Here is a 13,022-nt window from a genome sequence, read left to right on the forward strand (position 1 = left end):
CTTTCGTCGGTTGCCGTACAAAATGTCGATGTCGTCGGTGGGTGACGTGGGCGGAGTCTATCCCGCCGGGCGTGACGCTCCGTCCCCCCTATGGACCACCCTACGCGTCGCCGCTGCCGAAGAGCCCTTCGGCGTTCGGGGGGTTGAGGCCCAGGTGGTGCCAGGCGGCGGCGGTGGCGACGCGGCCCCGGGGGGTGCGGGCGAGGAGGCCGGCGCGCACGAGGAACGGCTCGCAGACCTCTTCGACCGTGTCGGGCTGCTCCCCCACGGCGACGGCGATGGTCGTCAGGCCGACGGGACCGCCGTTGAAGGTGCCGCACAGGGCGCGCAGGACGGCGCGGTCGAGGCGGTCGAGGCCCAGTTCGTCGACGTCGTAGAGGGCGAGCGCGTCGGAGGCGACCTTGGCGGTGATGACGCCGTCGGCGCGGACCTGGGCGAAGTCGCGGACGCGGCGCAGGAGGCGGTTGGCGATGCGGGGGGTGCCGCGGGAGCGGCCGGCGATCTCGGCGGCGCCGGCGGGGTCGATGGCGACGTCGAGGATGCCGGCGGAGCGGGTGCAGATCGCTTCGAGTTCGGCGTCGCTGTAGAACTCGAGCTGGCCGAGGAAGCCGAAGCGGTCGCGCAGCGGGCCGGTGAGGAGCCCGGCGCGGGTGGTGGCGCCGACGAGGGTGAACGGCTCGAGTTCGAGGGGGATGGCGGTGGCGCCGGGGCCTTTGCCGACGATGACGTCGACGCGGAAGTCCTCCATGGCGGTGTAGAGGAGTTCTTCGGCGGGGCGGGCGATGCGGTGGATCTCGTCGATGAAGAGGACTTCGTTCGGGCCGAGGCTGGTGAGGATCGCGGCGAGGTCGCCGGAGCGCTCGATGGCGGGGCCGGAGGTCTGGCGCATGCCGACGCCGAGTTCGGCGGCGACGATCATCGCGAGGGTGGTCTTGCCGAGGCCGGGCGGGCCGGAGAGCAGGAGGTGGTCGGGGGAGGCGCCGCGGCGGCGGGCGCCTTCGAGGAGGAGGCTGATCTGCTCGCGGACGCGGGTCTGGCCGATGACGTCGTCGAGCTTGCCGGGGCGGATGCCCTCTTCGGCGAGGCGGTCGAGTTCGGTGGCCTCGGCGGCGGTGAGGGCCGCTGTCCATTCCTCTGCGGAGTAGTCGTCGGGGCGTTCCATCGCTATCGCTTCCCGAGGAGGCGGATGGCCTGCTTGAGGAGTGAGGGCACGTCGGTGCCGTCCGCGCCTTCGGCGTCGAGCTTCTCGACGGCGGTCTCGGCCTCCTTGGCGGACCAGCCGAGGGCCTGGAGGCCCTGGCTGACCTGGGTCCTCCAGCCGCCGGGGCGGCCGCCGGGCTGTTTGGGGACGCCGCCGAGGTCGACGGGGCCGATCTTGTCGGCGAGGTCGAGGACGATGCGCTCGGCGCTCTTCTGGCCGACGCCGGGGATGCGGGTGAGGGTCGCGGTGTCGCCGGTGGCGATGGCGCGGCGGATCGCGTCGGGCCGGAGCACTTCGACGGCGTCGCGGGCGATGCGCGGGCCGATCTTCTGGGCGTTCTGGAGCAGTTCGAACAGGTCGCGTTCTTCGGCGGTGTTGAAGCCGTGCAAGGTGATCGAGTCCTCGCGGACGATGGTGGAGATGGCGAGGACGGCCTGCGAGCCGACTTTGAGGTTGGCGAGGGTGTGGGCGCCGGCGTGGACGGCGTAGCCGACGCCTTGGACGTCGACGACGGCGTAGGACTCGCTGACGGAGGCGATGGTGCCGGTGAGCTGGGCGATCATCGGGCGCTCTCCTTCTTGACGGCGGCGGCGATCCGGGCCTTGACGCCGCCGCGCCACAGGTGGCAGATGGCGATGGCGAGGGCGTCGGCCGCGTCGGCGGGCTTGGGCGCCTCCTTGAGGCGCAGGATGCGCGTGACCATGCTGGTGACCTGGCGCTTGTCGGCGGTTCCGCTGCCGCAGACGGCGGACTTCACTTCGGACGGCGTGTAGGTCGCGGTGGGCAGTCCGAGGCGGGCGCCGGCGAGGAGCGCGATGCCGGAGGCCTGCGCGGTGCCGATGACACTGGCCACATTGTGCTGACTGAAGACGCGTTCGACGGCCACGGCCTCGGGCTCGTGCTCCTCGAGGTAGGCGCGGAGGCCGTCGTCGAGGGCGAGGAGCCGGTCGGCAAGGGGCGCTTCGGGATCGGTGCGGACGACGCCGACGGCGACCATGGTGCCGGGTGCTCCGGGGCGGCCGTCGACGATGCCGACGCCGCACCGGGTCAGGCCCGGGTCGATCCCCATGACGCGCACGCGTTCCTCCTGTCGCTGGACTCGCGTCAGCTTATCCGGCCGCACTGACGTTCGGTCCGAAGCACGTCGTGGGGAGCGATCGTGTTGATCGCCGTCAGTCGGGAATCGGACCGGTGGCCTTGCCCATAAACCACTTGCCGGTCGGCTAGTAACGTGCTTGGCTTGTTGCAGGCCGGACCGGTCGCGCCCGCCTCCCATCGGCGAGCAGCGCGAGGCGCGATCCCGGCTTCCCGCCGTCCTTACTCCGCCCCGCGAACCTGTTGGAATCACTGTGTCTGCTGCTGTCTTCATCCCGCCCGTCGCCGCGCCCGGACACTCACGACGCTTCATCGCCACGATGGTGTTCGTACTCGGCGCGCTCTCGGCGACCGCGCCGATCGCGATCGACCTCTACCTCCCCGCGTTCCCGGCGATGGCCGAGGCCTTCGGCAGCCCGGAGAGCCGCATTCAGCTCACCCTCACGTCGATGATGATCGGCATGGGCCTCGGCCAGGCCGTCATCGGCCCGCTCTCCGACCGGTTCGGACGACGCAAGCCGCTGCTCATCGGCATGTCGGTCTTCACGCTCGCCTCGCTGCTGTGCGCGGTGGCGACCAGCGCGGACCTGCTCGTCGGGCTGCGCTTCCTCCAGGGTCTGTCCGGCGCGGCCGGCGTGGTCGTGGCCCGCGCGGTCATCCGCGACCACTTCTCCGGGGACGACATGACCCGGTTCACGGCGAAGATGATGTTCGTCACGATGCTCGCGCCGATGCTCGGCCCGATCGTCGGCGCCCAGCTCATCCGCTTCGGCCCGTGGCAGACCGTGTTCGTGTTCATGGCGGTCCTGTCCGCGCTGTCGACGTTCCTGGTGTGGAGGTTCCTCCCCGAGAGCCTCCCCGCCGAGGACCGGCGCACGATGACCGGCCGCGAGTTCGGCTCGGCCCTGGTGACGCTGGTGCGCGACGCGCACTTCATCGCGCCCACGATCGCGGTGCTCATGAACTTCTCGATGCTGTTCACCTACGTGTCGACGTTCAGCTTCATCTCGCAGGAGGAGCTCGGGGCCTCCCCCGGCTTCTTCTCGCTGCTGTTCGCCTTCGGCACGCTCGCGCTGCTGGCCGGCAACCAGCTCAACATGCTCCTCATCGACCGCTCCAGGTCGAGCAACCGCATGATCGCGGGCATGATCGTCTCGCTCTCGGGCGTCGCCTGGCTCGCGGGCGTGCAGTTCGCTGGCGCCGAGAACCTGTGGACGGTCCCGGTCGGGATCATCGTGATGATGTTCGGCTGCGGCATCGTGTTCCCGAACGCGGGCGCGGCAGCGATGTCCTCGCAGCCGCCGCAGATCGCCGGCACCGCCTCCGCGTTCATGGGCTCGCTCCAGATGGCGGCCGGCGGCGTCCTGCCGGCGCTCGCGACCGTGGGCGGCGTGACGCTGGCGAGCATGACGCTCGGCATCGGCGTGTACGCGCTGGCGACGGCCGCCGCGGTCGCGTGGACGATCGTGGTCTACCGCCGCAAGCCGGTACCCGGCATCGCTTAGACGGCAACGTGAAAGGGGCCCGCGGCATCCGCCGCGGGCCCCTTTTCGCCGGTCGCTACTCCGCGTCGAGCTGCGCGAAGACCTCGTCGCTGATGTCCGCGTTGGTCCACACGTTCTGGACCTCGTCGGAGTCCTCCAGGGCGTCGACCACGCGGAGCACCTTGCGGGCGCCGTCGACGTCGACCGCGATGTGCATGGAGGCCTGGAAGCCGGCCTCGGCCGAGTCGTAGTCGATCCCGGCCTCCTGGAGCGCGGTGCGCACCGCGACCAGGTCGGTGGGCTCGCACAGCACCTCGAAGCCGCCTTCGCCGAGGTCGTTGACCTCTTCGGCGCCGGCGTCGAGGACCGCCATGAGGATGTCGTCCTCGGTGAGCTTCTCGTCGGGCGAGACGATGATCGTGCCCTTGCGGGAGAACATGTAGCCGACCGAGCCGGCCTCGCCGAGCGAGCCGCCGTTGCGCGTCAGCGCCACGCGGACCTCGGCCGCGGCCCGGTTGCGGTTGTCGGTGAGGCACTCGATGAGCACCGCGACGCCGCCGGGCGCGTACCCCTCGTACATGAGGGTCTCGTAGTCGACGCCGCCGCCGTCGAGGCCGCCGCCGCGCTTGACCGCGCGGTCGATGTTGTCGTTGGGGACCGAGCTCTTCTTGGCCTTCTGGATCGCGTCGAAGAGCGTCGGGTTGCCGGTCGGGTCAGGACCGCCGGTGCGCGCCGCGACCTCGATGTTCTTGATGAGCTTCGCGAAGATCTTCCCCCGCTTGGCGTCGATCGCGGCCTTCTTGTGCTTGGTCGTCGCCCACTTGGAGTGGCCACTCATACCGGCGTTCCTCGTTCCTACTACTCGACCGGTCCGGCGTCTGCGCCTCGGACCATATCCACGAAGTACTCGTGCACCCGCGCGTCGGGGGTCACCTCCGGGTGGAAGGAGGTGGCCAGGCAGGCGCCCGCACGTACGGCGACGATCCTACCGCCCTGCTCCCCGCCGGACCCTGCACCGCTGTCCGAGGCGCTGTCGACCCGCGCCAGCACCTGGACGCCCTCGCCGATCCGCTCGACCCACGGGGCGCGGATGAACACCGCCCGGAACGGCCCGCCCGCGACGCCCTCGATGGCGATCTCGGTCTCGAACGAGTCCACTTGGCGCCCGAATGCGTTGCGGCGCACCGTCATCGGGATCGCGCCGAACGAGCGCTGGTCGGGGCGGCCGTCGAGCACCTCGTCGGCGAGCATGATCATGCCCGCGCACGACCCGAACACCGGCAGCCCCGCGTCCAGGCGCTTCTTGACGGGCTCGAACAGGTCGAAGATCTCCAGGAGCTTGCTCATCGTGGTCGACTCCCCGCCGGGAATGACCAGGCCCTCCACGGCGTCGAGCTCCGAGGCGCGGCGCACCGGCACGGCGCGGGCCCCGGCGGCCTCGAGCGCGCGCATGTGGTCGACCACGTCGCCCTGCAGGGCGAGCACACCGATCTGGGGCACAGCGGTCATCAGAGAACTCCAAAAGTCTCGCGTCAACGGGCGCCACAAGCGTAATTCGGGTTCGCTCCGGCGCCTACCTGGAGAAGCGTCCCTGTGACCGAAAGCAGGCTGAACTCGGTCGACAGGCGACGATCCGTTAAAGTCTGCGATCGAACGTGACGCACCCCTTCATGCCCGGGAGTAAGTACAGATGGCCAAGACCTCGAAGCGCAACCCGATGCCCCGTGCCGTCCGGGCCGGACGCAACACGATGTGGATCGAAGCACTGATCGCCCTCGTCGCCGGCGGCCTCATCGTGCTCCTGCACCACACGGCGGACGACTTCGTGCCCCCCGCCGCCGTGCACGACGTCTACCGCGCCGCGGTCGGCCTCGGCGGCCTCGCCCTGTTCCTGGTCCTGGCCATCGCCCTGCTGCGCTTCCAGTGGCGCATCCTGTGGATCCTGATCCTGCTCGTGCAGGCCGGCGCGATCGTCGGCCTCGGCTGGCTGCTGTTCACCGGCGGCCTCTACTGGGCGCTGTGCATCGGCCTCGTCATCGTGCCGATTACGATCTTGGGAACGCTTACCGAACGCTTCGCCCGACGCTGGTTCAACCACTAGGACGAACGTCGGCGGGCGACCCAGCCGCCACCGCTGAAAGGCCACATAATGCTTCCGCAACCGAACTTCGGCCGCGACAAGGGCCCGATAGAGCCCGCGAAGGACGAGCACGGCGAGGACGAGGTGCCCCGCAAGAAGCTCCGCCGGCTGCAGATCGCAATGTGGGTGCAGGTGGTCTTCGCCGTGCTGCTCGGCAACCTCCACGCGTTCCGCGTCATCGGCGCGCGCGACATCTCCGAGGCCGAGATCCTCGCGGACTACAAGGAGCAGCCGCCGCCCGGCGGCATCTCCCCCGAGGACGCGGCGCGCACGGCCTACGAGACGTTCCAGAGCACCGAGTTCATGGTCTTCATGCTCGCGATCTCCGGCTTCGCGATCGTCGCGGCCATCGTCGCCGCGCTGTGCGCGATCCGGCTCAAGTCCCGCCTGAAGGCCGTGCGCTGGTGGGCCGTCGGCGCCACCGCCATCCTCTTCCTGGTGGGCATGTACATGTCCACGCAGTTCGGACTCCTGGTGGCGCCGTGGGTGTTCGCCTCCGTGCTCGCCCTGTGGTGGCTCTTCGCCAGCGACATCCGCTACTGGCTCAACGAGTCCGCCAAGAGCCGCGCCGAGGGCTAGCCCTTCGACTCCTCCTCGGCGCCGTGCCGCTGGATGTAGTCGATGAAGGCCGCCCGCGCGAGCGGTTCGGCCGAGCCCCAGTCGCCCTTCGTGCCCTCGCGCCACATGCTCAGCAGGTCGTCGATCGCCACCCCGATCTCGGACACGTCCGGGTCGAGGTCCTCGGCTTCGAGCGCGGTCGGGGTGTGCCGGAACAGGTCGATGAAGAACCGCCAGTCGCGGCGCTCGCGCGCCAGCGCGAACGCGCGGTGCTGGAGGTCGGGGGTCGAGTACCGGTCGAGATCGCTTGCGTCCATGGCTCCTAGCCTAGGGCCTGTCCCGCGGGCGCGGGCGCGGCCGGGGCGAGAGCGGGCCGGATGCGGAGTGTCGGAACCGGATCGGGAGCGTTCCACTCCTTAGGATCGGGCCATGAGAAAGCTCATCGTCGGCGCCTTCGCGGCCGCCGCATTCGTCGCCGCAGGGTCGGGTCCGGTCCAAGCGGCGCTCCTGCCGTACGAGCCGATCCCGGTCGACCCCGGCATCGGCGACGGCTCCGGTCCGCACAGCGCGTTCGAGATCAGCGTCGCCGCCGCTAACGGGGAGGCCGATGCGATCACGCTCTCGTGCCCGCAGGAGTGGAGCGAGCACCCGAACGCGGCCGCCGTGTGCGACCAGCTCAAGGAGGCGCGCGGGCTCATCAACGCGATCGCCCCGGCAGACGGCATGTGCACCAAGGAGTACGCGCCGGTCCTGGTGGTGGTGTCCGGCCACTGGCACCAGACGAACCAGTTCTTCATGAAGGAGTACTCGAACCGCTGCGAGGCGGTCCTCGCCACCGGCGGGAGCCTGCTCGACTTCTGAGCGGGGCAGGACGTGGAGAGGGGCCCGGGCGCAACCGCCCGGGCCCCTGTCGCGTTCGGGTCTACCAGCCGCGCTTGGCGAGCTTCTGGTCCTCGGCGAGCGTGTCGACGTTGATGCCGACCATGGCCTCGCCCAGGCCGCGGGAGACCTCGGCGATGACCTTCGGGTCGTCGTGGAAGGCGGTGGCCTTGACGATGGCGGCGGCGCGCTTGGCCGGGTCGCCGGACTTGAAGATGCCGGAGCCGACGAAGACGCCTTCGGCGCCGAGCTGCATCATCATGGCCGCGTCGGCGGGGGTGGCGATGCCGCCGGCGGTGAAGAGCACCACGGGGAGCTTGCCGAGCCGGGCGACTTCGGCGACGAGCTCGTACGGGGCGCGGAGCTCCTTGGCCGCGGCGTACAGCTCGGTGGAGTCGAGGGTGGTGAGGCGGCCGATGTCCTGGCGGATCTGTCGCATGTGGCGGGTGGCCTCGACGACGTTGCCGGTGCCGGCCTCGCCCTTGGAGCGGATCATGGCCGCGCCCTCGCTGATGCGGCGCAGGGCCTCGCCGAGGTTGGTCGCGCCGCACACGAACGGCACGTTGTACTGCCACTTGTCGATGTGGTTGGCCTCGTCGGCCGGGGTGAGGACCTCGGACTCGTCCACGTAGTCGACGCCGAGGGACTCCAGGACGGCCGCTTCGGTGAAGTGGCCGATGCGGGCCTTGGCCATGACGGGGATCGAGACGGCCTCGATGATGCCGTCGATCATGTCGGGGTCGGACATGCGCGAGACGCCGCCTTCGCGGCGGATGTCGGCGGGGACGCGCTCGAGCGCCATGACCGCGACGGCCCCGGCGTCCTCGGCGATCCGGGCCTGCTCGGGCGTGACGACGTCCATGATGACGCCGCCTTTCAGCATGTCGGCCATGCCGCGCTTGACTCGGGCGGTCCCGATCTCGGCCTCGGTCTTCTGGGTCTGTGACACGGTTCCCGGCTCCATCTGAGGTAGTCGCCAACTGCTGGGCAAATGTATGGCTCGCACGCTTCGCCATTAGGGGTTGACCGGTCCGATTCTACGCCGCGACCCGCCTCACAAGCCCCTTGATACAAAGGGGGTGACCGGGGCGTCTCAGTGCACCGGGTCCTCGATGTCCCAGTACTCGGGGCGGGGCAGGCGGCGGTGCAGGCGGAGCACGACCGACATGGGGAGGGAGCGGGAGGAGACGGCGTCGCGGACGAAGTCGGTGTGGATCTGGCGGGCGAGGGCGACGCGGCGGTTGGCGGCCTCGAGGTCGTCGGACCAGAGGGGGTTCTCGGCGAGTTCGCGCAGGGCGCGGGTGAGGTCGTTCTCGGCGTATTCGCGCAGCTCGCGCTGGCGCTGGGTGTCGGCGGGGACGGCGACGACGGAGAGGGCGAGGGCGACGACCTCCTCGAAGCCGGGGTTGCCGACGAACTTGAGGACGGTCTCGGCGCGGTCGTCGAGCTTGGCGAGGAGGGCGCCTTCGGCGGCGTGGGCGCGGCGGTGCAGGCGTTCGACGCGGGTGACCGTCCACGTCGCGTACGCGCCGACGACGGCCACGATCGTCACGAGCACAGCCAACCACCACATCGGGCTGATCTTAGTGCGGAGCGCCCACCTCCGGTTTCCCGGTGGTGGACGCTTGTGCGGGTTCGGGCCTGGCTTAGACCTCCGCTCCGGGTTCCGCGCGGAACGTACGGACCTGCCATGCGGCCATGAGGCCGAGGAGGAAGGTCAGCGCGCCGACGATGACGTTGTTCCAGGCGAGACTCATGGGCGGATCGGTGATGAGCACCCAAGGCGAGACCGCCAGCCAGATGCCGACGGCGCACAACGCCCAGCTCATGCCGTACATGCGCTCGGGCGTGACGGTGAATCCGAGAGCCAGCAGCCCGACCGCGATGCCGATGATCAGGTTGTGGGTCGCGAAGTCCGCCTGCGTGGCCGAGAAGCCGACCACCCAAGGCGAGATGATGCAGTACAGGCCGACGAGGAAGATGGGCGCGTCGATCATCGCCACGTCCCTGCGGCTGAGCATCTTGTCGTAACGGGCCCGCATCTCGTGAACGTCCGGGTGCGTGGTCATCGCTTCGCCCGTGCTGTGAGAGATATCGGCCATCGAACTGCCCTCCGTCGAGTCCGCGCGCGTGCGGCTCCGGCACGGGATTACACGGACCCTTCGCCTCATTATGGACCCGTGGTGCACACAGAGTAAAGAGGTGCTCACGTTCTTTGTGGGGTTCGGCGGTTCAGCGGCGCTGCTCCGTGCCCGCTTCGATGGCCGCGCGGTAGACCTCCAGGAGGCGGGCGGCGACCTCGGGCCAGTCGTAGCGCTTGACCCACTCGTTGGCACGTTCGACGTACGTCGTACGGAGTTCCTGGTCGTCGAGGAGGCGCCCCGCCTTGGCGGCCAGGTCGGCGCTGTCGCCGACCGCGAACAGCTCCCCCGCCCGGCCGTCGTCGAGGACGGAGCTGAACGCCTCGATGTCCGAAGCGAGGACGCAGGTCCCGGCGGCCATCGCCTCGGTGAGGATCATGCCGAAGGACTCGCCGCCGGTGTTGGGGGCGACGTAGAGGTCGACGCCCGCGAGCATCGAGGCCTTCTCCTCGTCGTCGACGGCGCCGAGGAAGCGGATGCGGCGGGCGATGTCGGGCTCCAGCCCGGCGACGGCCGCTTCGGGGTCGCCGCGGCCGACCACGAGCAGGTGCAGGTCGGGGCGTTCGGCGGCGAGCGCGGCGAAGGCGTCGCGGAGGATCGGGAAGCCCTTGCGGGGCTCGGAGTAGCGGCCCATGAACCCGATCGTGGGCCCGTCGGGCTTGTCGGCGAGCGGTGCGGCCTTGCGGTAGAACGCGACCGAGACGCCGTTGGGGATCTCGACGGCGCCGCCGCCGAGGTGCTCGACCTGCACCTTGCGGGCGTACGGGCTCACGGCGATGCGCGCGGAGAGGCTCTCGAGCACCAGCTGCGCCATGTGCTTCCCCGCCGCGAGGATGCGCGAACGGGTCATCGCGGTGTGGAAGGTGGCGACGACCGGGCAGCGGGCGTTGAGGACCGCCAGGCACGCGAGGCTCGGCGTGAGCGGTTCGTGCACGTGGATGACGTCGAAGTCGCCTTCCGCGCACCACTTGCGCACGCGCGCGGCCGAACGGGGCCCGAACGCGAGCCGCGCGATCGAGCCGTTGTAGGGCACGGCGACGGCCTTGCCGCCGGGGACCACGAAGTCGGGCAGGTTCGCGGTCTCGGTCGCGGGGGCGAGGACCGACACGTCGTGCCCGGCGTCGATGAGGGTCTCGGCGAGGTCGCGGATGTGGAACTGGACCCCGCCGGGGACGTCGAAGGAGTACGGGCTGACGATCCCGATCCGCAGGTCCCCCATGTCAGTCCGCGCCTTCCCGCGGCGCCTCGAAATCGGCGGACCAGAAGCGCTGCAGCATGTGCCAGTCGGCGGGGTGGGCGCGGACACCCTCCTCGAAGGCCTCGGCCATGCGCTGGGTCGCGCCGGCGACCCGCTCCCGGAACGAGCCGGTGCCCAGGTCGACCGGGCCCGAGATGTGGCAGACGGCGCGGTCGTCCTCGTAGTGGATGGCGGCGGTGAACAGCTCGACCTTGTTGCGGATCGCCAGCAGCGCGGGCCCGGTGGGGAACGTGGTGGGCTCGCCGAAGAACTTCACCTCGGTGCCCCCGCGGCCCAGGTCGCGGTCGGCGACCAGCGCGACCACATGCCCGGCGTCGAGTGCTTCACCAAGGGCCGCTTGCGGGTTGCGGTCGCCGCCGGAGGTCGGGATGATCTGCATGCCGAGGGACTCGCGGTACTCCAGGAACCGCCGGTAGACCCCTTCGGGCTTCAGCCGCTCGGCGACCGTGGTGAGCTTGTCCTTCGCGACGGCGCCGACCCAGGCGCCCGCGAAGTCCCAGTTCCCGCAGTGCGGCAGCGCCACGATCGAGCCCAGGCCCTGCCGGGCCCGCTCGTGGACGGGCTCGTACCCGTTCATCTCGAACTTCCGCTCGAGCTGCGCGGTGCTCATCGACGGCAGCCGGAACGCCTCCAGCCAGTACCGGGCGTACGAGCGCATCGCCTGGCGCATCAGCGCCTCGTCGGGCTCAGTGCCGACGACCCGGGCGAGGTTCTTGCGCAGCTGGCGCACGCTCCGGCCGTTCTTGCGCAGGGCCCGGTCCGCGAAGCGGTTCCCCAGCGCACTCGCGGCGCCCTCGGGGAGGAGCCGCACGCCGCGCCAGGCCGCCAGGTAGGCCAGCTCGGTGAGGCGCTCAGACATCGACGCGCCCCTCGCTCGCGGCGAGCACCGCGCGGGCGTGGAAGAGGCGCTGCACCACCGTGATCGAGGCGAGCACGCACAGCAGGCCCAGGCCGGCCTCGAGCGCCCACGGCACACCGAGGACTTCGGCGAGGACCGCAGCGGCCGCGATGATGAGCCGCTCGGGGCGCTCGGCGATGCCCACATTGCAGTCGGCGCCGAGCGACTCGGCGCGGGCCCGCACGTACGAGACCATCTGCGAGGCGATGAGCGCCCACAGCGCGAGCGCGCCGCCCAGGCCCCGGTCCTCAGCGAGGAGGAAGTAGGCCAGGCCGGCGAAGATCGCGCCGTCCGCCAGCCGGTCGCAAGTGGAGTCGAGGAGGGCGCCGAATCGGCTCGTGGTGCCCTTGACGCGGGCGATCGCGCCGTCGAGCATGTCGGTGAGGACGGAGGCGGCGACCACGAGGAGCCCCGCCAGCAGGTGGCCGGGCGCGAGGAGCAGCACTGAAGCGCCGACGACCACGGCGGTCCCGGTCACGGTGACGGCGTTGGCGGACACGCCTACGCGGATGAGGACCTTCGCGGCGGCGTCGACGTAACGGCGCACGCCCGCTCGGCCGGAGGTCCGAAGGAACTTCGCCATGGTCTCCTGTTTTCTGGGCGGCCCGGGTGGGTGTTCGGGCAAGTGGGTGCGGTGCCCGCCCCCGGACCGGGCCGGAGAGGGGCGCTGCCTTGACTCTAACGGGGTCCGGCCGGTCACACCCGCTCCCATGCGGCCGCGAGGTCCGCGCGGGTGTCCTTCAGCAGCTGCGGGAGGGTCTTGGTGCGGCCGATGATCGGCATGAAGTTCGCGTCCCCGCCCCAGCGGGGGACGATGTGCTCGTGCAGGTGCCCGGCGATGCCGGCGCCCGCGACCTGGCCCTGGTTCATCCCGATGTTGAACCCGTGCGCGCCCATCACCGCGCGCAGGACGGTCATGGCGCGCTGGGTGAGCGCGCCCATCTCGGCGATCTCGTCGGCGTCGAGGTCGGTGTAGTCGGGGACGTGCCGGAAGGGCACGACCATGAGGTGCCCGTTGTTGTACGGGTACTTGTTCATGACCACGTACATGTGCGCCGCGCGGGCGACGATGTTGCCGTCCGCGTCGTCGAGCTTCGGGATCTCGCAGAACGGGCAGCCCTCCACGTCCGCGTCATCGCCCGTCGGCTTGCCTTCGCCTTGGATGTAGGACATGCGGTGCGGGGTCCACAGCCGCTCGTACCCGTCGGGGACGCCGACGCCTTCGCCTTCGCGCTCTTCCACGGGACGATCCTAGGGGGTGCTCGCGGACCCCTGACGGCCGCTATCCGGCCCGTTTGCCCGCTCACTTCGCTGCCGGCCCTCGAAATACGGCACTGGTATTCGGAGGGCCTTGCGCCTCCCGAGCGA

Annotated in this window: 17 protein-coding genes; 4 read left to right on the forward strand and 13 right to left on the reverse strand. The window is 70.6% G+C overall.

The window, feature by feature from the left end:
• Positions 1-100 precede the first annotated feature (100 nt).
• The 3 genes from ruvB to ruvC are packed head-to-tail and all read right to left on the reverse strand — an operon-like array spanning position 101 to position 2,279.
• Positions 101-1,162 carry a Holliday junction branch migration DNA helicase RuvB gene (gene ruvB, locus QWI33_RS00545; RefSeq protein WP_289953835.1) on the reverse strand — a complete coding sequence of 354 codons (1,062 nt, stop codon included), beginning with the start codon at positions 1,160-1,162 and terminating at the stop codon, positions 101-103.
• A gap of 2 nt (positions 1,163-1,164) precedes the next feature.
• Positions 1,165-1,764: a Holliday junction branch migration protein RuvA gene (gene ruvA / locus QWI33_RS00550; protein WP_289953837.1), complete on the reverse strand. Its 600-nt coding sequence runs from the start codon at positions 1,762-1,764 to the stop codon at positions 1,165-1,167.
• Positions 1,761-2,279: a crossover junction endodeoxyribonuclease RuvC gene (ruvC, locus tag QWI33_RS00555; RefSeq protein ID WP_353895338.1), complete on the reverse strand. Its 519-nt coding sequence runs from the start codon at positions 2,277-2,279 to the stop codon at positions 1,761-1,763. Before ruvC ends, ruvA begins: the two co-directional genes overlap by 4 nt.
• Before the next feature lie 271 nt (positions 2,280-2,550).
• Between ruvC and QWI33_RS00560 the strand changes: the two genes are divergently transcribed.
• Positions 2,551-3,801 carry a multidrug effflux MFS transporter gene (locus QWI33_RS00560; RefSeq protein ID WP_289953839.1) on the forward strand — a complete coding sequence of 417 codons (1,251 nt, stop codon included), beginning with the start codon at positions 2,551-2,553 and terminating at the stop codon, positions 3,799-3,801.
• 55 nt (positions 3,802-3,856) lie between these two features.
• Here the strand turns inward: QWI33_RS00560 and QWI33_RS00565 are convergent, their stop codons facing one another.
• Both QWI33_RS00565 and pdxT read right to left on the reverse strand, forming a co-directional pair.
• The gene (locus QWI33_RS00565) at positions 3,857-4,618 is read right to left on the reverse strand and encodes a YebC/PmpR family DNA-binding transcriptional regulator (RefSeq protein ID WP_289953840.1); all 762 of its coding nucleotides are present in this window, start codon (positions 4,616-4,618) and stop codon (positions 3,857-3,859) included.
• Positions 4,619-4,638: 20 nt separating this feature from the next.
• Positions 4,639-5,289, reverse strand: a complete 651-nt coding sequence (pdxT, locus tag QWI33_RS00570; RefSeq protein WP_289953842.1) for a pyridoxal 5'-phosphate synthase glutaminase subunit PdxT — start codon at positions 5,287-5,289, stop codon at positions 4,639-4,641.
• Positions 5,290-5,470: 181 nt separating this feature from the next.
• On the opposite strand from pdxT, the gene QWI33_RS00575 reads away from it, so the two are divergent.
• Complete coding sequence (locus QWI33_RS00575) at positions 5,471-5,881, forward strand: hypothetical protein (RefSeq protein WP_289953844.1); 411 nt, start codon at positions 5,471-5,473, stop codon at positions 5,879-5,881.
• Between the two features lie 48 nt (positions 5,882-5,929).
• Positions 5,930-6,499 (forward strand): hypothetical protein, encoded by a 570-nt coding sequence (locus tag QWI33_RS00580; RefSeq protein WP_289953845.1) that lies wholly within the window; start codon positions 5,930-5,932, stop codon positions 6,497-6,499.
• Here QWI33_RS00580 and QWI33_RS00585 read toward each other — a convergent pair.
• Positions 6,496-6,795 carry a hypothetical protein gene (locus QWI33_RS00585; RefSeq protein WP_289953847.1) on the reverse strand — a complete coding sequence of 100 codons (300 nt, stop codon included), beginning with the start codon at positions 6,793-6,795 and terminating at the stop codon, positions 6,496-6,498. The two genes, QWI33_RS00580 and QWI33_RS00585, sit on opposite strands and share 4 nt — an antisense overlap.
• A gap of 112 nt (positions 6,796-6,907) precedes the next feature.
• Between QWI33_RS00585 and QWI33_RS00590 the strand changes: the two genes are divergently transcribed.
• Complete coding sequence (locus QWI33_RS00590; protein ID WP_289953848.1) at positions 6,908-7,339, forward strand: SSI family serine proteinase inhibitor; 432 nt, start codon at positions 6,908-6,910, stop codon at positions 7,337-7,339.
• Between the two features lie 61 nt (positions 7,340-7,400).
• On the opposite strand, the gene pdxS is transcribed toward QWI33_RS00590, so the two are convergent.
• The 7 genes from pdxS to QWI33_RS00625 all read right to left on the reverse strand — a co-directional run bounded on the left by pdxS (position 7,401) and on the right by QWI33_RS00625 (position 12,896).
• Complete coding sequence (pdxS, locus tag QWI33_RS00595; protein WP_360413233.1) at positions 7,401-8,321, reverse strand: pyridoxal 5'-phosphate synthase lyase subunit PdxS; 921 nt, start codon at positions 8,319-8,321, stop codon at positions 7,401-7,403.
• Between the two features lie 129 nt (positions 8,322-8,450).
• The gene (locus QWI33_RS00600) at positions 8,451-8,930 is read right to left on the reverse strand and encodes a hypothetical protein (RefSeq protein ID WP_289953850.1); all 480 of its coding nucleotides are present in this window, start codon (positions 8,928-8,930) and stop codon (positions 8,451-8,453) included.
• Positions 8,931-9,003: 73 nt separating this feature from the next.
• The gene (locus QWI33_RS00605; RefSeq protein ID WP_289953852.1) at positions 9,004-9,459 is read right to left on the reverse strand and encodes an SPW repeat protein; all 456 of its coding nucleotides are present in this window, start codon (positions 9,457-9,459) and stop codon (positions 9,004-9,006) included.
• A gap of 130 nt (positions 9,460-9,589) precedes the next feature.
• A complete protein-coding gene (locus tag QWI33_RS00610) occupies positions 9,590-10,708 on the reverse strand; it encodes a glycosyltransferase family 4 protein (RefSeq protein WP_353895358.1) in 1,119 nt (372 codons plus the stop codon).
• Positions 10,709-10,718: 10 nt separating this feature from the next.
• Positions 10,719-11,615, reverse strand: a complete 897-nt coding sequence (locus QWI33_RS00615) for a phosphatidylinositol mannoside acyltransferase (protein WP_289953856.1) — start codon at positions 11,613-11,615, stop codon at positions 10,719-10,721.
• A complete protein-coding gene (gene pgsA / locus QWI33_RS00620; protein ID WP_289953858.1) occupies positions 11,608-12,237 on the reverse strand; it encodes a phosphatidylinositol phosphate synthase in 630 nt (209 codons plus the stop codon). The genes QWI33_RS00615 and pgsA overlap by 8 nt, the downstream gene beginning before the upstream one ends.
• A gap of 113 nt (positions 12,238-12,350) precedes the next feature.
• Positions 12,351-12,896 (reverse strand): HIT family protein, encoded by a 546-nt coding sequence (locus QWI33_RS00625; RefSeq protein WP_289953859.1) that lies wholly within the window; start codon positions 12,894-12,896, stop codon positions 12,351-12,353.
• Between the last annotated feature and the right edge of the window lie 126 nt (positions 12,897-13,022).

This window comes from Glycomyces tritici (assembly GCF_030403505.1).